This window comes from Luteipulveratus mongoliensis (assembly GCF_001190945.1).
Classification (GTDB): domain Bacteria; phylum Actinomycetota; class Actinomycetes; order Actinomycetales; family Dermatophilaceae; genus Luteipulveratus; species Luteipulveratus mongoliensis.
Map to the genome: position 1 here is coordinate 1,153,806 of NZ_CP011112.1, position 18,000 is coordinate 1,171,805.

20 protein-coding genes and 1 pseudogene are annotated in these 18,000 nt (G+C 68.4%); 13 read left to right on the forward strand and 8 right to left on the reverse strand.

The window, feature by feature from the left end:
• Window positions 1–12: 12 nt before the first annotated feature.
• The 4 genes from VV02_RS05360 (at window position 13) to VV02_RS05375 (ending at window position 3,345) form a co-directional block, all read left to right on the forward strand.
• Complete coding sequence (locus VV02_RS05360; protein WP_052590327.1) at window positions 13–879, forward strand: NmrA family NAD(P)-binding protein; 867 nt, start codon at window positions 13–15, stop codon at window positions 877–879.
• A 69-nt stretch (window positions 880–948) separates the two neighbouring features.
• Window positions 949–2,295, forward strand: coding sequence for an MFS transporter (locus VV02_RS05365; RefSeq protein WP_052590328.1), 1,347 nt, complete (start codon window positions 949–951; stop codon window positions 2,293–2,295).
• A gap of 92 nt (window positions 2,296–2,387) precedes the next feature.
• On the forward strand, window positions 2,388–2,735 hold the full coding sequence (locus VV02_RS05370; protein WP_052590329.1) for a YciI family protein: 348 nt from the start codon (window positions 2,388–2,390) through the stop codon (window positions 2,733–2,735).
• Between the two features lie 52 nt (window positions 2,736–2,787).
• On the forward strand, window positions 2,788–3,345 hold the full coding sequence (locus tag VV02_RS05375) for a hypothetical protein (RefSeq protein ID WP_052590330.1): 558 nt from the start codon (window positions 2,788–2,790) through the stop codon (window positions 3,343–3,345).
• Window positions 3,346–3,447: 102 nt separating this feature from the next.
• On the opposite strand, the gene VV02_RS05380 is transcribed toward VV02_RS05375, so the two are convergent.
• Together VV02_RS05380 and VV02_RS05385 are read right to left on the reverse strand one after the other, a co-directional pair.
• A complete protein-coding gene (locus tag VV02_RS05380) occupies window positions 3,448–4,770 on the reverse strand; it encodes a lipase family protein (protein ID WP_052590331.1) in 1,323 nt (440 codons plus the stop codon).
• A 110-nt stretch (window positions 4,771–4,880) separates the two neighbouring features.
• Entirely contained in the window at window positions 4,881–5,336 is a 456-nt protein-coding gene (locus tag VV02_RS05385) for an SRPBCC family protein (RefSeq protein WP_052590332.1), read from the reverse strand.
• A 153-nt stretch (window positions 5,337–5,489) separates the two neighbouring features.
• Here VV02_RS05385 and VV02_RS05390 point away from each other — a divergent pair, with 153 nt between their 5' ends.
• Window positions 5,490–5,717 (forward strand): tautomerase family protein, encoded by a 228-nt coding sequence (locus tag VV02_RS05390; RefSeq protein ID WP_052590333.1) that lies wholly within the window; start codon window positions 5,490–5,492, stop codon window positions 5,715–5,717.
• Window positions 5,718–5,802: 85 nt separating this feature from the next.
• Window positions 5,803–7,605, forward strand: a complete 1,803-nt coding sequence (locus tag VV02_RS05395) for an AfsR/SARP family transcriptional regulator (protein WP_052590334.1) — start codon at window positions 5,803–5,805, stop codon at window positions 7,603–7,605.
• Between the two features lie 83 nt (window positions 7,606–7,688).
• Here the strand turns inward: VV02_RS05395 and VV02_RS05400 are convergent, their stop codons facing one another.
• The 3 genes and pseudogenes from VV02_RS05400 to VV02_RS05410 all read right to left on the reverse strand — a co-directional run bounded on the left by VV02_RS05400 (window position 7,689) and on the right by VV02_RS05410 (window position 11,000).
• Entirely contained in the window at window positions 7,689–8,519 is an 831-nt protein-coding gene (locus tag VV02_RS05400; protein ID WP_052590335.1) for a MerR family transcriptional regulator, read from the reverse strand.
• A gap of 190 nt (window positions 8,520–8,709) precedes the next feature.
• Window positions 8,710–9,851 (reverse strand): annotated as a pseudogene (gene corA / locus VV02_RS05405) (magnesium/cobalt transporter CorA).
• A 222-nt stretch (window positions 9,852–10,073) separates the two neighbouring features.
• The gene (locus VV02_RS05410; RefSeq protein ID WP_052590336.1) at window positions 10,074–11,000 is read right to left on the reverse strand and encodes an SDR family oxidoreductase; all 927 of its coding nucleotides are present in this window, start codon (window positions 10,998–11,000) and stop codon (window positions 10,074–10,076) included.
• A gap of 105 nt (window positions 11,001–11,105) precedes the next feature.
• Here VV02_RS05410 and VV02_RS05415 point away from each other — a divergent pair, with 105 nt between their 5' ends.
• Entirely contained in the window at window positions 11,106–11,681 is a 576-nt protein-coding gene (locus tag VV02_RS05415; protein ID WP_052590337.1) for a TetR/AcrR family transcriptional regulator, read from the forward strand.
• A gap of 183 nt (window positions 11,682–11,864) precedes the next feature.
• Here the strand turns inward: VV02_RS05415 and VV02_RS05420 are convergent, their stop codons facing one another.
• Both VV02_RS05420 and VV02_RS05425 read right to left on the reverse strand, forming a co-directional pair.
• Window positions 11,865–12,293: a MarR family winged helix-turn-helix transcriptional regulator gene (locus VV02_RS05420; RefSeq protein WP_052590338.1), complete on the reverse strand. Its 429-nt coding sequence runs from the start codon at window positions 12,291–12,293 to the stop codon at window positions 11,865–11,867.
• 29 nt (window positions 12,294–12,322) lie between these two features.
• The gene (locus tag VV02_RS05425) at window positions 12,323–13,735 is read right to left on the reverse strand and encodes an MFS transporter (RefSeq protein WP_052590339.1); all 1,413 of its coding nucleotides are present in this window, start codon (window positions 13,733–13,735) and stop codon (window positions 12,323–12,325) included.
• A gap of 130 nt (window positions 13,736–13,865) precedes the next feature.
• On the opposite strand from VV02_RS05425, the gene VV02_RS05430 reads away from it, so the two are divergent.
• From VV02_RS05430 to VV02_RS05445, 4 genes are read left to right on the forward strand one after another with little or no spacing between them, the layout of a single operon-like run.
• Complete coding sequence (locus VV02_RS05430) at window positions 13,866–14,372, forward strand: methylated-DNA--[protein]-cysteine S-methyltransferase (RefSeq protein WP_052590340.1); 507 nt, start codon at window positions 13,866–13,868, stop codon at window positions 14,370–14,372.
• Between the two features lie 41 nt (window positions 14,373–14,413).
• Entirely contained in the window at window positions 14,414–14,920 is a 507-nt protein-coding gene (locus VV02_RS05435) for an RNA polymerase sigma factor (RefSeq protein WP_052590341.1), read from the forward strand.
• Window positions 14,917–15,525, forward strand: coding sequence for a methylated-DNA--[protein]-cysteine S-methyltransferase (locus VV02_RS05440; RefSeq protein WP_052590342.1), 609 nt, complete (start codon window positions 14,917–14,919; stop codon window positions 15,523–15,525). Before VV02_RS05435 ends, VV02_RS05440 begins: the two co-directional genes overlap by 4 nt.
• Window positions 15,522–16,253 carry a 2OG-Fe(II) oxygenase gene (locus VV02_RS05445; RefSeq protein ID WP_083449932.1) on the forward strand — a complete coding sequence of 244 codons (732 nt, stop codon included), beginning with the start codon at window positions 15,522–15,524 and terminating at the stop codon, window positions 16,251–16,253. The genes VV02_RS05440 and VV02_RS05445 overlap by 4 nt, the downstream gene beginning before the upstream one ends.
• A 123-nt stretch (window positions 16,254–16,376) precedes the next feature.
• Here the strand turns inward: VV02_RS05445 and VV02_RS05450 are convergent, their stop codons facing one another.
• Window positions 16,377–17,045, reverse strand: coding sequence for a TetR/AcrR family transcriptional regulator (locus VV02_RS05450; RefSeq protein WP_052590344.1), 669 nt, complete (start codon window positions 17,043–17,045; stop codon window positions 16,377–16,379).
• A 30-nt stretch (window positions 17,046–17,075) separates the two neighbouring features.
• Between VV02_RS05450 and VV02_RS05455 the strand changes: the two genes are divergently transcribed.
• Both VV02_RS05455 and VV02_RS05460 read left to right on the forward strand, forming a co-directional pair.
• Window positions 17,076–17,717: a class I SAM-dependent methyltransferase gene (locus tag VV02_RS05455; protein ID WP_083449933.1), complete on the forward strand. Its 642-nt coding sequence runs from the start codon at window positions 17,076–17,078 to the stop codon at window positions 17,715–17,717.
• A gap of 37 nt (window positions 17,718–17,754) precedes the next feature.
• On the forward strand, window positions 17,755–17,985 hold the full coding sequence (locus VV02_RS05460) for a DUF5808 domain-containing protein (RefSeq protein ID WP_052590346.1): 231 nt from the start codon (window positions 17,755–17,757) through the stop codon (window positions 17,983–17,985).
• Window positions 17,986–18,000: the final 15 nt, after the last annotated feature.

An 18,000-nucleotide genomic window follows, 5' to 3' on the forward strand; every position in this document is an offset into this window, starting at 1 on the left:
AACGTGGTTGCGATGAAGATCGTTGTGACCACACCCACCGGCCATGTCGGATCCCACGTCGTCCGCCTGCTCGTGCAGGCAGGGGTTCGACCCACCGTCCTCCTGCGTGACCCGGAGCGGCTGGACACCGGGCTGCGCGACCAGGTCGACAGCGTCAAGGCAGACCAGACCGATGAGGCGGCTGTCATCGAGGCGACCAAGGACGCCGACGCGCTCTACTGGGTCAACCCCGACGGCACCGATCCTGATCCGATCGCCGCCTACACCCGCCTCGGTGCGGTGGCCGCGCAGGCCGTACGGACCAACGACATCGGGCACGTCGTGTTTCAGAGCAGCGTCGGCGCCGAGGCCCGCGGCGGTTTCGGTGAGATCGACGGCCTGGCTGCCACCGAGCAGCTCCTCGACGAGACCGGCGCGGCAGTCACGCATCTGCGCTGCGGCTACTTCTTCACCAACCTGCTGCTCGACCCCGACGCGCTGCAGGAGGGCGTGCTGCGCACCACGATGCCGATCGATGCCCCGATGGGATGGGTCGATCCACGCGACATCGGTCACGTGGCGGCGGCGCGCTTGCTGGGCCGGGCGTGGACCGGCCGCGTCGTCCAGGCCGTGCACGGTCCGCGGGACCTGACATTCGAGCAGGTGGCCACGATCGTGAGCGAGGTGACCGGCCGGCCGTTCCGGGCCGAGCAGATCACCGACGAGCAGCTCGCCGCCGGTCTGCGCTCGGCCGGGTTGCCCGAGCCCACGATCGACGCGATCGTCGGGATGGGGGCCGGCTTCCGCGGTGACTTCACCCCCGAGCAGGTCCGCGACGCCACGACGACCACACCGTCAGGCCTGGCGGGCTGGGCCCACGAGCACTTGCGTACGACCTGACGAACGGCCCGAGATGACCGGATCACGGGCCCCCTGCGCGCGGTGGGCCATCCCTAGACTGTCGGACCCATGACCGTCGACACCCAAGAGCACCCGCGCTCACCGGACGGCCCTGACATCAACACCCGTCGGGCGATCCTCAACACGCTGAAGGGCTCGTCGGGCAATCTCGTCGAGTGGTATGACGTCTACGTCTACACCGTCTTCGCGACCTACTTCGAGCCCAAGTTCTTCGGCGGCGACGAGCCCAACGCGACGGTCTACACGATGGCGATCTTCGCAGTCACCTTCCTGATGCGACCGGTGGGCTCGTGGTTCTTCGGGCGGTACGCCGACCGGCGCGGTCGCCGTCCGGCGCTCGTCTTCAGCGTGTCTTTGATGGCTTTGGCGTCCACGGTCATCGCGATCACGCCGAGCCACGACTCGATCGGCGCGTTCGCTGTGCTGATTCTCGTGTTCTGTCGACTCGTGCAGGGTTTCGCCACCGGTGGTGAGTACGGCACGTCAGCGACCTACATGTCCGAGGCGGCGACCGCTGAACGACGCGGCTTCTTCTCCTCGTTCCAGTACGTCACGCTGATCGGCGGTCACGCGCTCGCTCAGCTGACGCTGCTGATCATGCAGGTCTTCCTGAACGACGAGCAGATGGGCGACTACGGCTGGCGCATCGCGTTCGGTCTCGGCGGCGTCGCGGCCGTCACAGTGTTCTGGCTGCGCTCCACGATGGATGAGTCGCTGTCCGCGGCGGCCCTGGAGGCGGTGGGGGAGAAGTCCGGCTCGCTGCGGGAGCTGCTGACGACGTACCGAAAGCCGTTGCTGATCTGCTTCCTCGTGACGGTCGGCGGCACTATCGCCTTCTACTCCTACAGCGTCAACGCGCCGGCGACGATCAAGTCGACCTACAAGGGCCAGGGCCTGACGGCGAGCTGGATCAATCTGTCCGCGCTGGTCTTCCTGATGGCGCTGCAGCCGATCGGCGGACTGATCAGCGACAAGATCGGACGCAAGCCGCTGCTGGTGTTCTTCGGCATCGGTGGTGTCGCGTGGACCTATTTCCTGATCCACTACCTGCCCAGGACCGATACGCCGATGGTGTCCTTCCTGCTGGTGGCGATCGGTTACGTCATCCTCACCGGCTACACCTCAATCAACGCGATCGTGAAGGCCGAGCTGTTCCCCGCCCACGTGCGTGCGCTCGGTGTCGGCATCGGCTACGCCCTGGGCAACTCAATGTTCGGGGGCACCGCGCCGGTGATCTACGAGGCGGCCAAGAAGCACGACATGGTCACGGCATTCATTGTCTACGTCATCGTGTGCATCGCTGCCTCGCTGCTCGTTTACATCTTTGTCCTCAAGAACAAGGACGAGACGGTCCTCGATCGGGAGCAGGGTTACGCGTACGCCACCCGCACCTGAACGGGCGCAGTGTGCAGAAGGCCCCTTGCGAACGGACGATCCACGGCATCCTGGGTGTGCCCGGAGTGGGCACCCGACCAAGGAGCGACTTGATGCCGCAGTACCTCGCACTGACCTACACCGCCGACGTGGACTGGTCGGAACCGGAGCGGGCGAGCGAGATGGCGGACTACCGGTGGTTCGCGGCCATTCACGCTGACCAGATCAAGGCGCGCGCCGTGCTGGAACCGACCAACGCCGCGACCGTGGTGCGGGTGGAGGGCGGCCGTGGCGGCGAGGTGGTCACGACGGAGGGTGCGTACGCGCAGACCGAGCGCGCTCTGACCGGCTACTACCTCATTGACGCGGATGACCTGGACGCTGCTGTGCAGATCGCAGCGGATCTGCCCGCCGCCTGGACGGGTGCCGTCGAGATTCGCCCCGTTCTGTCGACCTACTGACGCGCAGTCCGCTCAGCGTTCCGGGGGCGTTCCGTGTGGAAGGCTGCGCGACATGAACCTCCGAGCCGCCGCAGCGGTCCTTGCCCTCTTGGCCCTCACGGCCTGCAGCGATGACGACCCATCGGTCGGCCCCACGGGTTCGGGCGCCACTGCCAACGCGTCCTCCGGTCGGCAGTTCACCGACCCGACCGGAAGCCTGGTGTGCGAGGTCGGCACCGCAGCCGTGACCTGCAACCTCCCGTCGTCGTACAAGGACGAGAACAGTCAGTGCGCGGCGGTCGAGGGCAGTCGGCCGGTCGGCGTACGGCTCGACCCCGAGTCCTCGTACGTCTGCAAGACGGCCCCGACCGTGGTCCCGTCGGCGAGCGGTGCGGCCTGGGCGGCCGGTGACGTCCCCCGGAAGCCGGTCAACGGCGTACCCGTCCCAGCGCTTGCCGCCGGAAAGGCAGTAGTAGCAGGGCAGTTCGCGTGTGAGATCACTGCCGTGGGTGAGGTGAAGTGCGCGCACTACGGCACCGACAAGCGTGACGACCACGTCTTCATCATTCAGGTGAAGTTCGGCGAGGTCACCTTCCCCGAGCCCGAAGGCAAGACCCAACCAGCAGCCTGAGACACACCCGCTGGTCGAGTAGCCGGAGCGCCAGCGGAGGCGTATCGAGACCAGGCGCACACAGGCACCTGGTCTCGATACGGCCTCGCCTAGCGGCTCGTCCTACTCGACCGGCGAGGGGGTCACCGGGGTGAGCGGGTTGCCCGCGGGGATGCGGCCGCAGTCGGACGGTGCGGGCTTCTTGGCGAACCGGTCGTTCAGGTACAGCAATGCCGACGGCGCCCACAGAGCAGCGGTCGGGACGTGGCTGGTCAGGTTGTACTGCGTGTACTTCACCGAGCTGTTGCCGGTCGCGCAGTACTGACGGGCGAGCGTACGCACGTCGCCGGCGATCATGACGCCGTCGCCCGGGCCGATGCCGGGCTTGTTGTTGGGCGTGCCCTCGAACGTGCCGAGCGCGCCCTGGCCGATGAACATCGGGATGGTCGGGGTCGCGGCCGAGCCCAGGTTGAGCTTGTTGACCGCCGTGACGTACTCCGGGACGGAGGCCGGGTCGGCGTACTGCGGCTTGACCAGCTTCTTCCAGGTCAGGCCCGGGTACTGGAAGAGCACGTTGATGATGGAGGCCTTCTCCATCTTGCCGAGCACCTCCTTGCCGTAGTCGTTCAGGTACGGCTGGAAGTCGATGTCGTAGGAGCGGGCGATGCCGGCGACGGCCGCCGGCGCGATGCCGGACCAGCCGATGCTGCCGCTGACGTAGTTCAGGTTGTGGGCCGGGTCGACGAGCAGACCACCCTCGGCCAGACCGACGAGGTTCTTGTTGACGTCGGGCGCGTACTTCGGCGCGAGCGCGGCCGCCCAGCTGGTGGCGATCGCACCGCCGGAGTAGCCGAGCATTCCGACCTTCGTGCTCGAGCTCAGGCCCGTCGCGCTGGAGGCCGTGGAGGCGCGGATCGAGTCGAGCGTGTTGGTGCCGTACTCGGGACCGGCGGCGAAGTTGGCCTTCTGACCCTCGGTGTCGGACACGATCACGGTGTAGCCCTGGAGCAGCAACGGAGCGATGAAGATGGTCTCGGCGCCGTTGATGGTGCCGCCCAGCGTCACGTCACCGGCGATGGAGCGGGACGGGCTGTCGGCGGGGTTCAGTGAGTCGTAGAACGACTGGTAGGAGATCGCCTTGTTGGGGTCACCGACCGCCGGCTTGAGCACCGACGTGACGTTGGCCGAGGGCCGACCCTGCGCATCCGTCGTCCGGTACAGCATCTGAACTGCCTTGACCGGCAACGGAATTCCGAGCACGTGGTACGGCACGGTCCTGGTCTTGAGCACCGTCCCCGGCGCGTACGAGGACAGCGGTGCGCTGCCGTCGTAGGAGTAGAACGGGTCGTCGTCCGCGGCGTGCGCGGTCGGTACGAGAGCTGCCATGCCGAGCAGACCGGCGGCAGCGCCGAGGGCGGCAGTCGTACGAACGGAAAGCCTGGGCATCGGACCTCCAAAGAGCGTGTGAGCCACACCACGTGATGCGGCTCACAAGAGGTTACCAACTGGTAACCTCAGGCAGGGGTTTTCGGCTCCGGTTGATGTGGTTTGAACCATCAGCCCTGTCGGACCCGGGTCAGATCCGCGTCCGCGGCCGCGAGGATGTTGCCGAAGACGCGGGTGATGACCGGCCGCGCGACCAGCCGGGTCATCAGCGCGGCGCCGACCGGCAGCCGTACCTCGACCACCGAGGTCCAGACGACCTTCGTGCCGCCCTCGACCTCGGTGAAGTCCAGCCGGCCCAGCTCGTGCTTCGACGGCGGGAGGCTGCGCTCGACGACGTACTCGAAACGGTGCGGTGGTTCGTACGCCGTGATGCGTTCGCGGAACCACCCGATCAGCCAGGTGTGTACGCGCACCGCGCCCACGCCGTACGCCGCGCCCTCGCCTGGTCTGGCCAGCCGGCACCGCAGGGCGTACGGCGAGCGGGTGTAGTTGGTCGTCGTGGACAGCCAGTCGAAGACCTCGTCGATCGGCGCCGGGATGACGCGCTCGGTGGTCATCGTCTCCATGGGATTCCTTCCTCGCAGGCGGGGGTCGTTCATGAGACGCCGCCCGTCGAGATCCTGTGACAGGGCGTCACACGCCGGCTCACACGGCGGACCCGGATGGTGGCGATGTCGGCCCACTCGGGGCAGGCATTCTGACCTGAAGGGTCGCGCACCATGCCACTGATCAATGTGAAAGTCATCGAAGGCGTTTTCTCGGACACGCAGAAGGGCGAGATCGTCCGCGACCTGACTGACGCGATGGTCCGCATCGAGGGCGAGAACCTGCGTCCCGTCACGTGGGTCGTCATCGAGGATGTCAAGAGCGGCGAGTGGGGGGTCGGCGGCAACACGCTGACGACCGCCGACGTGAAGGCGCTGGCCGCCGGAGTCGCGGTCGGCTGACTCGCGTGGCCTGCCCGCTCGCAGTCTGGGGGACCGCGAGCGGGCGGGCCGGTCGCGGGTCGATGATGAGGTCGAGGAGCAACGCATGCTGACCATCCGGCTGCTCGGCCCGCCGGTCATCGAGAACGATGACGGCCCGCTGCCTCCGCCCCGTGGTCGCAAGGCCTGGGCACTGCTCGCGTACGTCGTGCTCTCGCCCTCCCCGCCCAGCAGACAGCGTCTGGCGGAGTTGCTGTTCGGGCAGGCCGACGACCCACTCGGCGCCCTGAGATGGTCGCTCGCCTCATTACGCAAGGCGCTCGCTGTCCCGGAGGCGCTTCGGGGTGATCCGGTGGTCGCCGCACTCGGTGACGACGTCACCGTCGACGTCTGGCTCCTCGACAACGGATCCGACGACGACCTCCCGCTGGAGCTGGAGGGAGAGCTGCTCGAGGGCGTACACATCGAAGCCGATCCACAGCTCGACACCTGGCTCCTCACGCAGCGGCACCGGATCGGAGCCCTCGTGGAGGCGCGGATGCGTCAGAGCGCGACGGGGAGACTGGCTGCCGGTCGCGGTGCCGACGCGATCCCGTACGCCGTCCAAGCCGTCGCGCGCAACCCGCTCGAGCAGGGCAACCACGAGATCCTCGTACGCAGCCTGGCGATGGCGGGCGATCGCACCTCGGCGCTGCAACAGGTGGCGTTGTCGCGCGATCTCCTGCAGCGCGAGCTGGGGATCGAGATCTCGCCGACCTTGGAGGACGCGGCCATGGCACCGATGCCCCGATCGGCGACGACCCCTGCGCTCCGTGGCGTGGCCGCCGCGGTCAGCCAGCTCGACGCCGGACGTGCAGCCATCGCCGCCGGTGCCGCGGACGCCGGGATCCAGTGCCTTCGGCGAGCGGTCGCGGAGGCGGCCCGCTGCGGTGACGCCGGCCTGCAAGCGCGTGCGCTGGTCGCTCTCGGTGGTGCTCTGGTGCACGCGCTTCGTGGTCGCGACGAAGAAGGTGCGCTCGCGCTGCGTGAGGCGATTCCACTCGCTGAGCACGCCGGTGACTCGGCGACCGTCGTGACGGCGTGGCGTGAGCTGGGCTTCGTCGACGTCCAGGCCGGGCGCCGACAGACGGCCGACCAGTGGCTCACCAAGGCCCAGCAGCTGGCCGATGGCGACGAGCAGCTCGCACCGATCCTCGGCGTCCGTGGGATGAACGCCTCGGACCAGGGTGACTACACGGCGGCGTACGCCTTCCTGGACGATTCCGTCGAGCGCGCCTTGCGCGGTGGCGATGAGCGCCAGCAGGCGTGGTCGTTGTCGATCCGGGGACGGGCCCACCTGCTGCGCGGTGAGGACATCGCAGCGCGGCGTGACTTGGGCGCGAGCCTCGAGCTGATCGACCGGCAGCGGTGGATCGCCTTCCGTCCCTGGTCGGTGGCACTGCTGGCGGAGGTGGACCTGCGGTCTGGCGCCGCCGTGCAGGCGGTCGACGGGTTCGAGCAGGCGTGGAGCCTTGGCTGCCAGCTGCAGGACCCGTGCTGGGAGGCGATGGGCGCACGAGGTCTGGGTCTGGCCAGTCGGGCGCGCGGTGATGTGGCCGGTGCACATTCGTGGTTCGAGGAGGCAGTCGCGCGATCGGTCCGGGTGCCCGACCGCTATCAGTGGGTGCACGCGCACACGCTCGACGCCTCGTTGGCTGCGTCCCTGGACGAGCGTGACCTGAGCCGGTCGCAGCCCCTGGTCGGCACGCTCGCCACGCTGGCGGCGAGGTGCGACATGCAGGAGATGCTGGTGCGCGCCCACCTGCACCGCCACCGACTGGGCGAGGCGTCGGCGCTCCAGGACGCGCAGTCAGCGGCCGCCGGCATCGAGAGTCCAGCGCTCGCAGCGCTGCTCGACGAGGCGGGGTAGCCGGGCGGGGCCGCCCGCGCCGGTGGGGCCGCCCGCCGGGTGGGGCCGCCCGAGCCGGGCGACCCCGCGACGGTGGCTTCAGCTCACGGCTGCTCGGCGGTGAAGACGGGCATCTGGATCTCCGTGACCCACTTCTCCTGAGGTTCGGGGAAGGACACGAGCGCGACCTCGCGAGCGGTCCCGTCGGTGCGGTAGCCGTTCTCCTCGATCCAGACGCCGAGCTTCTGGTACGCCTCATCGATTCCGGACATCGAGCCCGCGTAGACGATCGACGCCGCCTGGTCGAGACCGGGCAGGTCGAGCACCTCGGCTGCCCCGACCTCATCGACGTCGTCGTCGACCTGGATCCCGGCATGGCAGTCGAGGCCGCCGTCGGTGCGGGGCGCGTAGTGCGAGACGGAAGGGCCGGTGGGGGACTGCCCGGCTTCAGCGAACTGCTGTCCGAGGTCGGTGTACAGCTGCTGCATCACCGGGCCGATCTCGTCGTGGGTGATCTCGGTGACCGAACCGGACAGCTGGGCGAGCCGTACGCCGTCGCTCGGCTTGATCGTGACGTCGTGGGTGCTCATGGTGTTCTCTCCTTCGATGACTCGGAGACGTGCTTCCACTCGATCCAGCCGGACCTGATCCTCGGCGATCGTCCGCGCCAGCTCTGCTTGCCGCAGCCGAAGCATGCCGCGCAGCTGGTCGGCGTCCACGGGCTCGTCGAGAAGGCGTCGGACCTCTTCGAGGCTGAACCCGAGGTCCTTCAGAGCGAGCACGCGGTTGAGTCGTCGCAGCTGCCGGGTGCTGTAGCGCCGGTAGCCGTTGTGTGGATCGACCTCGGCCGGCTGCAGCAGCCCGATGGCGTCGTAGTGACGCAGCATGCGGGCCGAGACCCGGCCGATGGTGGCGAATTCTCCGATGGTGAACATGACCCTCCACACGTTGAGGCTTCACACGATGTCAGGGTCAAGCCCCCGCGATGTCGCGCGTCGGCCTCTTCGACTACCCCGCTGAAAGGTCCACTCCCCCTGGTCGGATGACTGGTCAGCTCACCCGGGGAAGTGGCCACATCGGCGGGGTAGTCGTCACCGCTCCTCGACGACGTCGACCATCCGTCGCTCAGATCCAGCCCCGTCGTTTGAAGACCGCATAAAGGACGGTGCTGACCACGCCCATCAGGAACCATGCGAACAGATAGCCGTATCGCCAGTGCAGCTCGGGCATGTGGTCGAAGTTCATGCCGTAGATCGTGCCGATCAGGGTGGGCGCGAACAGGATGGCCGCCCAGGCCGAGATCTTCTTGACCTCCTCGTTCTGCTCCACGCCGACCTCGCCGAGCCGCTGCATCTCCTCGTTCTGCTTCTGGGCGACCAGGGTCGCGTTCACGGTGAGGATGTCTCGGAGGAGCTGGCGGAAGCCTTCGACCCGCTCGACGACCTGGGTGAGGTGGTCGTCCACGTCGCGCAGATAGCGCCGCAGCTCTTCGTCGGTGCCGTACTTGTCGAAACCTGCGGTGAGGGACTTGAGGACGGCGGCCAGCGGACCGGCCGCCCGCTGGAACTCGATGACCTCGCGACTGAGCTCGTAGATGCGCCGCGACACGCTCGGGTCGCCGCGGAAGACCTCGGTCTCGATCTCGTCGATGTCGTTCTCCAGACCCGCGACGACAGGGGCGTATCCGTCGACGACCCGGTCGAGGACGGCGTACAGGATTGCTTCGGGCCCGAGTCGCAGGAGGTCGGGGTTGCTCTCCAGGCGACGGCGTACGGCTCCGAGGTCGGGTGCCTCGCTGTGCCGGACGGTGATGACGAAGTCAGGGCCCGCGAACAGGTGGACCTCGCCGAACTCGACCTCTTCGGCGTCGTCGAGGTAGCGAGCGGCGCGCAGGACGACGAACAGGGTGTCGTCGTAGCGCTCCAGCTTGGGCGCTGATGCGCCAGGATCGCGTCCTCGATCGCCAGCTCGTGAAGGCCGAATTCTGAGGCGACAGAAGCGAGTTCGTGCTGGTCGGGCCGGTAGAGACCGATCCACGCGACGGCGTCATCGTGCTCGCGAAGGGTCCGGTAGGAGTCGCCCAGCGTCGTCGGCGACTCCACCCGGTCGCCGTCGACGTAGACCGCGCTGTCGACCAGGCTGGCGCGGGCGCGCACCTGCTCGATCGCGGTCGACGGTGGCAGGTCCGTGGTCTTCGGGTGGGTGGCCTGAGGGCGGCGGACCTTGTCGGTCAAGGTGCGCAGCGGCTTGAAGGTGCGGTCGGACATGACAGAGCTCCTCGCCAATCCTGATCGGCGCGAGGGCGCAGATCAGGCAGCCGACAATGGTCGGCCGCGGAGTGAAGTGAAGGAAGGTCAGAAGCGAGTGCGATGACTAGGAGGTTCGCCGTCCACGGCAACCACCCCCCGCATCTCGCGTGTCTCTGTCGTGGCACAGCATAGACGCCGCCTCGGCCGGAGCCGACTGCGGCGCTATGCGGTGGATGGACGTCAGGCCGCTGAGCCGCGAGCGAAGTAGTGGTCCTGCTCAAGGTCGTCGATGAGTCCAGGGTGGGTGGGCTCCCAGCCCAGCAGCTCACGGGTCAACGTGTTGGACGCCGGCCCATCGGTCGCGAGCACGGCGGCCAGCCAGCCAAAGTGCGCCTCAGCGTCGGCGGGTGAGATTGCCTTCACGGGGAGGTCGAGTCCGCGTCCGATGGTCTCCGCTATCTCGCGGATCTGTACGCCTTCGTCTGCCACCCCGTGCAGGGTCGACCCGGCAGGTGCGTTCTCCAGGGCAAGTCGGAAGAGACGCGCGGCGTCGAGCCGGTGCACGGCCGGCCAGCGCTGCGACCCGTCGCCGATGTAGCCCGCCACCCCGGTGCGGCGCGCGGTCTCGATGAAGGCGGGGATGAAGCCGGCGTCGCCGTCGCCATGGACGGTGGGGGACAGGCGTACGACGGACGACCGCACTCCGCGCGACGCGAGAGCGAGGGTGGCCTCGGCGTTGGCGGCGCGTGCCTCGAAGCCGCCGAGCGAGCCATGTGTGGTGTGGCCGTCGCGCTCGGTCGCGACAGCCCCTGGGGTGATGCCGAGGGCGCCGCTGGCAATGACGAGCGGCCGATCCGAGCCGGCCAGCGCCTCGCCGAAGGTGTCGATGGCGCGGATGTCGGCTGCCGCTGCGCCCGGGTAGTCGCCCGTGAAGGCGATGTCGTGCTTGAAGGCCAGGTGGACGACGCCGTCGGAGGCCACGGCTGCCTCGCGCAAGGTGTCGAGGTCGTCGAGCGAGCCACGCACCACCTCTGCACCGGCCGTTGCCAGGGCTGCGGCTGAGGCGTCGGAGCGGGCCAGACCAACGACCTGATGCCCGGCATCAACGAGTTCTGGGACGAGGGCGGAGCCGATCCAGCCGGATGCTCCGGTGACGAGGACGCGCATGAGTAGTACCTCCGTTGAGCGTGGTGAGCAGCGAGTGATGTCAGTCGCTGTCATCAAACGTAGCATGTGATGTCAGGGACTGTCATCGACTGCTAGGGTCGCCGCATGGCGCGATGGGACCCGGACGGCCGCACGAGACTTCAGCAGGCCGCGCTCGCGCTCTACAGCGAGCGCGGCTACGAGAGCACGACCGTTGCGCAGATCGCCGAGCGGGCCGGGCTGACCGAGCGCACCTTCTTCCGGCACTTCGCGGACAAGCGCGAGGTCCTCTTCTTCGGCTCCGACGTGATGCAGCAGCAGCTCACCGACGCGGTCGCCAGTGCGCCTGAGTCCGCGAGTCCGCTCGAGGCGGCGACCGCCGGCATCGAGGCTGCCGCGGGGCTGCTCGAGGAGCGAGGCCCGCAGGTACGCACCCGTCAGGCAGTCGTCGCCGCCAGCCCGGAGCTGCAGGAGCGTGAGCTCACCAAGCTCGCAGGTCTCGCCTCAGCGCTTGCCGAGACGCTTCGCGGTCGCGGCGTCGCAGGTCCGGCTGCAGCACTGACTGCCGAGATGGCCCTCGCCGTGTTCAAGATCGCGGTCGAGCAGTGGGCTCAGGGGGACAGCAAGGCCACCTTGGTGGACGTCATTCACGAGTCGCTCGCCGAGCTCACGGCTGTCACGTCGCAGCAGGTCCGTCGCTGACGAAGGGTCCGGTTCGGTCCGACGTGCGTACCGTGCCTACGTATCGCTCGAAACGGCGCCATTGTGGGGCTCAGCGCTGCGCGACCCGGGGTTATGCACGTCCGACTGACCGCTCCCGCCGGACCGTCGTACGACCGTCCGGTCCAGTGGTCCGGAGTCGGGCCGGTGGGAGGGTCGGGTCCGTCAGGGCGCCGTGTCGTCGACGAGGCGGCGCAGCGTTCGCTCCAGAGTGGCCAGGTCCTTCTGGCTCAGGGCGGCGATCGCCGTCGGCGGCGCGGACTGGACCTGCTCGGCCTTGCGCGCCACGCCCCGTCCGGCCGGCGTGATCTCGACCAGCTTCGAACGTCGGTCAGAGGGGTTGACCTTGCGCGTCGCCAGGCCCCGCTTCTCAAGGTCGTCGACCATCACCGTGGTGTACGGCGCATCGGTCATGAGAGCGGCGCTCAGCTCGCGCATCGGCAGCGGGCCGGCCATGAGTCGATGCAACGCCTTCACGCGCAGATAGCTCATCCCGGTCTCCTCGGACACCGCGGCTCGTCGGTCGTGCAGCTCGAGGACCAGGCGCCGCATCGACATCCACGCGCTGGTCGCAGGGTCCGGCTCTGTGCTCATGTCCTGATCATCCCAACTCGGGGAGCGCCTCAGGCATCGAGCAGCTCGGCCACGTGGTGGGTCGTACGCTTCGCCCGCTGACCGGTGGTCGCCAGGGCGAGCAGGAGTACGGCGGCCGAGCATCCGACGACCACCCACCAGGCGGCATGGCTGGCCTGCGAGAACTCGGTCCGGGCATTGGCGCCCGCGCCGGCGCTGACGATCGCGCCGGCCACGGCGATCCCGAGCGACGAACCGACTTGTCGGCTCGTGGACGCGAACGCCGCCGCGACGCCTGCCTGAGCGCGCGGCATGCCGGACACGGCCGCGTTGGTGATCGGCGGGTTGACCATGCCCATGCCGAGCCCGAAGATCACGGTGCAGACGAGCAGCCAGCCATAGCTGACGTCGTCGGTGAGGCCGGTCAGCGGCAGCACGCCCACCATCATGGCCGCGCCGGAGATCGTCAGCGGCAGCCGCGGTCCGAGGCTGCCGACCAGTCGTCCTGAGATGGGCGCGAAGATCACGGTCATCACAGCCAGGGGCAGCATCAGGAGGCCGGCACGCAACGGGCTCAGACCCCGAACATCTTGCAGATAAAGGGTGTTCAAGAACAGGAAGGCACTGAACGCCCCCACCGCGCAGACCCCCATGACCGAAGCCCCAGCGAACGGGACACTGCGAAAGAACGTGAGCTGGATGAGCGGCTCGTCGCGACGGGACTCGTAGCGCAGCAGCGCCACGAAAGCGGCGACGCACAGGATGCCGCAGGCCCAGGTCCCCCAGGAGTCGCCGGCGCGCGGCGCCTCGATGATGGCGTACGTCAGGGTCAGCAGGACGACGATGACGAGCACCTGGCCGACCGGATCGACTCGACGGGCGCGCTCGGCCTTCGACTCCGGGATGAAGAGCCCGGCAAGCACGAAGGCGGCTATACCGATCGGCACGTTGATCCAGAAGATCGAGCGCCAGCCGATGGTCTCGACGAGGATGCCGCCGAGGACCGGGCCGAGCCCGAGGCTCACGCCGACCGCGCCGGCGTAGAACCCGATCGCCCTGGCTCGCTCGCGTGGCTCCGTGAAGACATTGGTGATGATCGACATCGCTACCGGGTTGAGCATCGAGCCACCCACGGCCTGCAGCATCCGGAAGGCAATGAGCCAGCCGAGACCCGGGGCGACGCTGCAGAGTAGCGAGCCGAGGGTGAACACGGTCAGCCCGACCTGGAACGTACGGCGTCGTCCGAAGCGGTCGGCCGTGGAGCCGGACAGGATCAGCAGGCTGGCGAGCACCACCGTGTACGCGTCGATGATCCACTGCAGCCCGGAGACCGACGCGTGCAGATCCGTGCGCATCGCCGGCAGGGCGACGTTGACGATGGTGATGTCCATCCCCACGATCAGCAGGCTCATGCAGCAGATCGCGAGGATCAGGTTGCGCCGCCCTGGGCTGAGCTCCGGCACGGGACCTCCTCATTCGTTGTATCGACACAATGATTGTAACAACACAAGCAATCTGCCGGTACGCCGATCTCACGTCCGGCGGCATTCGTGCGTCTTCGGGGTGAAGACTCACGACAGACGGGACAGGACCATGCGACACGCACTCATCCAGACAGGGCTCGGCGAGGTGACACTCGTCGCCGACCGCGACGCTCTCGTCGGCGTCTACTTCGAGCATCACTGGCACAAGCCCGCGGACGACACGTTCGGCGACCGCGTCGAAGTGACCGGAGACGTACTGCTGACGCAGGTGGCGGCCGAGCTCGACGAGTACCTCGACGGCACGCGGACCGCGTTCGAGGTGCCGGTTGCCACGCGCGGCACTGTCTTCCAGGAGCAGGTCTGGGCGCTGCTGAGGCAGATCCCGTACGGCGAGACCACGACGTACGGAGACCTGGCGGAGCAGCTCGGTGACCGGGCGAGGGCGTACGACGTCGGTCGGGCAGTCGGGCGCAACCCGCTCTGCGTGATCGTCCCGTGCCACCGTGTGGTCGGTCGAGACGGCAGGCTGACGGGGTACGCCGGTGGTCTGCGCCGGAAGCATCACCTCCTCGAGCTCGAGGAGCCGAGCCTCGTCGCGTCAGGAAGGTTGTTCTGAGTGGATCTCACACATCGGGCCGCCGACGCGTCTACCAGGCGATGAAGACCACAACGCCGTTCGAGCAGGTCGTCGCCGAGCACGGCGCGACCATCCTGCGCGTGTGCCGGGCCGTGCTCGGCCCGGGCGCCGACGCCGATGACGCGTGGTCCGAGACGTTCCTGGCGGCGCTGAAGGCGTGGCCGGAGCAGAACCGGATCGCCAACGTCGAGGCGTGGCTGGTGACGATCGCTCATCGCAAGGCGATCGACATCACGCGGGCTCGCGCTCGCCACGCCGTCCCGGTCGCCGAAGTCCCCGATGAGGTCACGACGCGGGGTGTTCCGGGCGCGCACGACCAGGACCTCTGGGACGCGGTCGCGCGTCTCCCCGACAAGCAGCGGCACGCCGTGGCCTACCACCACGTCGCCGGCCTGCCCCACGCTCAGATCGCCGAGATCCTCGGCGGCACAGCCGAATCCGCGCGGCGCGCAGCCGCGGACGGCATCAAGAACTTGCGCAGATCTCTGGACGCCGAGCGTGTCCACGAGGAAGGAGCATCCCGATGACTCACGAGACAGCGAGCGCCCTGCTCGCCCTGACCACTCCCGACGCCGACGACCTCGAGCGGCTGCGCTCGCGGCTCGCCACCGACGCGCTGGCCTCGGGCGACCTGGACGTCGCCTACGCGACGGTCGACACCCCGGTCGGTGCCCTGCTGCTGGCCGCGACGGACCACGGCCTGGTGCGGGTGGCGTACGAGCGCGAAGGCTTTGACGCCGTACTGGAAACCCTTGCGACACAGGTGAGTTCGCGTGTCCTGCGGGCTCCGCAGCGGCTCGACATTGCGGCCCGCGAGATCGACGAGTACTTCGCCAAGCGGCGTACGGTGTTCGACCTCCCACTGGACTTCTCACTGTCGAGCGGCTTCCGGCAGACCGTGCAGCGGCACCTGCCCGACATCGCGTACGGCCACACCGAGTCCTACAAGGTCGTGGCCGAAGCGGTGGGCAACCCCAAGGCAGTCCGCGCGGTCGGCACCGCATGCGCGACCAACCCGCTGCCGGTCGTCGTACCGTGCCATCGCGTGGTTCGTTCGGACGGTAGTCCGGGCAACTACGCAGGTGGGCCTGAAGCGAAGATCACCCTGCTGACCCTTGAGGGGGCGGCGTGAATTCTCAAGTGGCACAAGACATCTGGCGCGATCGGGTCGAGTCGGGCAACTGGGAGGCGATCGGTGCGGAGCTGGAGGAGTACGGCGGCGCGCTGCTGCCGCAGCTGCTCTCGGACGCCGAGACCGAGCAGATCCGCGAGCTGTACGACGACCCGGGCGGGGTCTTTCGGACGACGGTCAACATGGGCTGGCACCGCTTCGGCGAGGGCGAGTACCGCTACTTCAACAGCCCATACCCGGAGCCGATCGAGCGGCTCAAGCAGGCGTTGTACCCGCGACTGCTGCCGATCGCTCGGGACTGGTGGACGCGCCTCGGGCGAGATGCCGTGTGGCCGGACTCCTTGGATGAGTGGCTGGAGATGTGTCACAACGCCGGGCAGACCAAGTCCACCGCGATCCTGCTCAAGTACGGCGAGAAGGACTGGAACGCGTTGCACCGTGACCTCTACGGCGATCTGGTGTTCCCGCTGCAGGTGGTGATCAACCTCAACCAGCCTGGCGTCGATCACACGGGTGGTGAGTTCCTTCTCTTGGAGCAAAGGCCACGCGCCCAATCACGTGGCACAGCAACACTTTTGCCGCATGGGCACGGTTACGTCTTCACCACGCGCGACCGTCCGGTGGAGTCCAAGCGCGGGTGGTCGGCGGCGCCGATCAGGCACGGTGTGTCCGCGATCCGCAGCGGCGAGCGGCACACCTTGGCCCTGGTGTTCCACGACGCCGCGTGAGGGCGGATTCGCTGGTCGAGTAGCCGGAGCGCCAGCGGAGGCGTATCGAGACCAGGTGACCGCGCACGGCTGGTCTCGATACGGCTCGCCCTGTGGGGCTCGCCTACTCGACCGGCGAATCGATCAGCCGCGCCCGGCGATGGTGCTGATCCCGCCGACGATCATGTCGACCCCTAGCCGGTAGTACTCCTTGACGTCCGGGGGCTCGAGCAGAGCCTCGGCGGCGGCCCGGATGTTGGGGAACTGGTCGGCCGGCAGTGCGTCAAGGCGTTCGCGCTCCGCGTCACACGCGGCGGCCGTCGCGGTCGTCGGAGGCGTGGTCGAGGGCTCGTACTCGGTCAGGATCACGACCGCCTGCACCGCCTGCTGGGCGAGCACGGCTCCGTCGCGCGGACCCAGGCCGGCCTGCCTCGTGCTGTCGAGCATGACCTCGAACGCGCCGAGGTAGTTCGGCAGTGGGACGAGCCGTTCGATGACCGCTCGCCCCATCCACGGGTGCTGGTGCAGCAGGTCGATCAGGGCGTTCAGCGCCGACCGCAGCTGCTCGTCCCAGTGATCGCTGGGGGTGTTGGCGAACTCGCCGTCGGCGACCACCTGCTCGGCCATGGCTTCGATCAAGCGGTCCTTGTCCGCGAAGTGCCAGTAGAGCGCCATGGGAGTCACGGACAGCTCGCGCGCGAGGCGGCGCATCGAGACGGCGCTGAGGCCCTCCGTGTCAGCGATCGACACGGCCAGGTTCAGGATCCTGTCGGGGGACAGCGTGGACCTGGCCCGTTCAGAGTCCCGCTTCATGTCGGGAACTATACGGTGTATGGTCACGGCATGAACTATACGCCGTATAGCGCGTCTCGCGAGGCCATGTTCCCCGCCGCAGAGCGCCAAGCCGTGCACGCTCTGCGGGTGCAGTGGCGGGCGTACGCCCTGACCGATCTGCACGGCGACGTGCTCGATGTGGGTGCCGGTGAGGGCGCTTCGTTGGGCGCGCTGCCTCACGATGCCAGGGTGACCTGCCTGGAGCCGAACGCCCGATCCGTACGTCGGTTGCGCGCACTGACGGCCGACCGGCCGGGGGCACGGGTCCTGCCGGCGCCGGTGGAGGACATCCCGCTCGCGGACGCGTCCATGGACGCGGTGATCTGCTCCGCCGTCCTCTGCTCGGCGTCCGATCAGGACCAGGCGCTGCGCGAGCTTCACCGAGTCCTGCGCCCAGGGGGCCGGCTGGTCATGCTCGAGCACGTGGCCGCAGAGCGGGGCACCTGGATGCGTCGGGGGCAACGGCTGATCGCGCCGGCCAGCCGATGGCTCGATCGTGGTTGCGACCCGGCTCGCGACACCGAGGCCGCGGTGCAGCGGTCTGCGTTCACCGTCATCGAGCTGCGCCGGATCGCTGCTCGCGGACCGTTCGGCCTGGACCTTCCTCACCTGCATGCCGTTCTGGCGCGGAGGCCGAGTCTCAATCAGTAGCAACGGTATTCATCATCCAGACGAGGGAGAAGGACCGATGACCAAGAAGTCCCAAGAGCCGGAGCCGCCCGAGGGAATGCTGTTCGGCGTCCCGTACGACGCGCGTCGCCCCACGGGGAAGCGAGTCGTGAGCCGAGTCTGGAATCCCGACGACCGTCGTCTGTTCACGCCCACCCCGTTCGGGCACGGACACGTGATCAACGGCTATTGGCTGGCGCATCCGATCCGTTACTGGCAGCGTCGGCGTTCCGGCGGCGAGCGCGCCTAGGCTCGTCGTCCGACA

Excerpts from the sequence above, each read along its gene's own strand:
- VV02_RS05440 (WP_052590342.1), top strand. The coding sequence starts at position 14,917 with ATGACTCACGAGACAGCGAGCGCCCTGCTCGCCCTGACCACTCCCGAC.
- VV02_RS05370 (WP_052590329.1), top strand. The coding sequence starts at position 2,388 with ATGCCGCAGTACCTCGCACTGACCTACACCGCCGACGTGGACTGGTCG.
- VV02_RS05435 (WP_052590341.1), top strand. The coding sequence starts at position 14,414 with ATGAAGACCACAACGCCGTTCGAGCAGGTCGTCGCCGAGCACGGCGCG.
- VV02_RS05450 (WP_052590344.1), bottom strand. The coding sequence starts at position 17,045 with ATGAAGCGGGACTCTGAACGGGCCAGGTCCACGCTGTCCCCCGACAGG.
- VV02_RS05460 (WP_052590346.1), top strand. The coding sequence starts at position 17,755 with ATGACCAAGAAGTCCCAAGAGCCGGAGCCGCCCGAGGGAATGCTGTTC.
- VV02_RS05375 (WP_052590330.1), top strand. The coding sequence starts at position 2,788 with ATGAACCTCCGAGCCGCCGCAGCGGTCCTTGCCCTCTTGGCCCTCACG.
- VV02_RS05400 (WP_052590335.1), bottom strand. The coding sequence starts at position 8,519 with ATGTTCACCATCGGAGAATTCGCCACCATCGGCCGGGTCTCGGCCCGC.
- VV02_RS05390 (WP_052590333.1), top strand. The coding sequence starts at position 5,490 with ATGCCACTGATCAATGTGAAAGTCATCGAAGGCGTTTTCTCGGACACG.
- VV02_RS05455 (WP_083449933.1), top strand. The coding sequence starts at position 17,076 with ATGAACTATACGCCGTATAGCGCGTCTCGCGAGGCCATGTTCCCCGCC.
- VV02_RS05360 (WP_052590327.1), top strand. The coding sequence starts at position 13 with ATGAAGATCGTTGTGACCACACCCACCGGCCATGTCGGATCCCACGTC.
- VV02_RS05410 (WP_052590336.1), bottom strand. The coding sequence starts at position 11,000 with ATGCGCGTCCTCGTCACCGGAGCATCCGGCTGGATCGGCTCCGCCCTC.
- VV02_RS05430 (WP_052590340.1), top strand. The coding sequence starts at position 13,866 with ATGCGACACGCACTCATCCAGACAGGGCTCGGCGAGGTGACACTCGTC.
- VV02_RS05365 (WP_052590328.1), top strand. The coding sequence starts at position 949 with ATGACCGTCGACACCCAAGAGCACCCGCGCTCACCGGACGGCCCTGAC.
- VV02_RS05420 (WP_052590338.1), bottom strand. The coding sequence starts at position 12,293 with ATGAGCACAGAGCCGGACCCTGCGACCAGCGCGTGGATGTCGATGCGG.
- VV02_RS05385 (WP_052590332.1), bottom strand. The coding sequence starts at position 5,336 with ATGGAGACGATGACCACCGAGCGCGTCATCCCGGCGCCGATCGACGAG.
- VV02_RS05415 (WP_052590337.1), top strand. The coding sequence starts at position 11,106 with ATGGCGCGATGGGACCCGGACGGCCGCACGAGACTTCAGCAGGCCGCG.
- VV02_RS05380 (WP_052590331.1), bottom strand. The coding sequence starts at position 4,770 with ATGCCCAGGCTTTCCGTTCGTACGACTGCCGCCCTCGGCGCTGCCGCC.
- VV02_RS05395 (WP_052590334.1), top strand. The coding sequence starts at position 5,803 with ATGCTGACCATCCGGCTGCTCGGCCCGCCGGTCATCGAGAACGATGAC.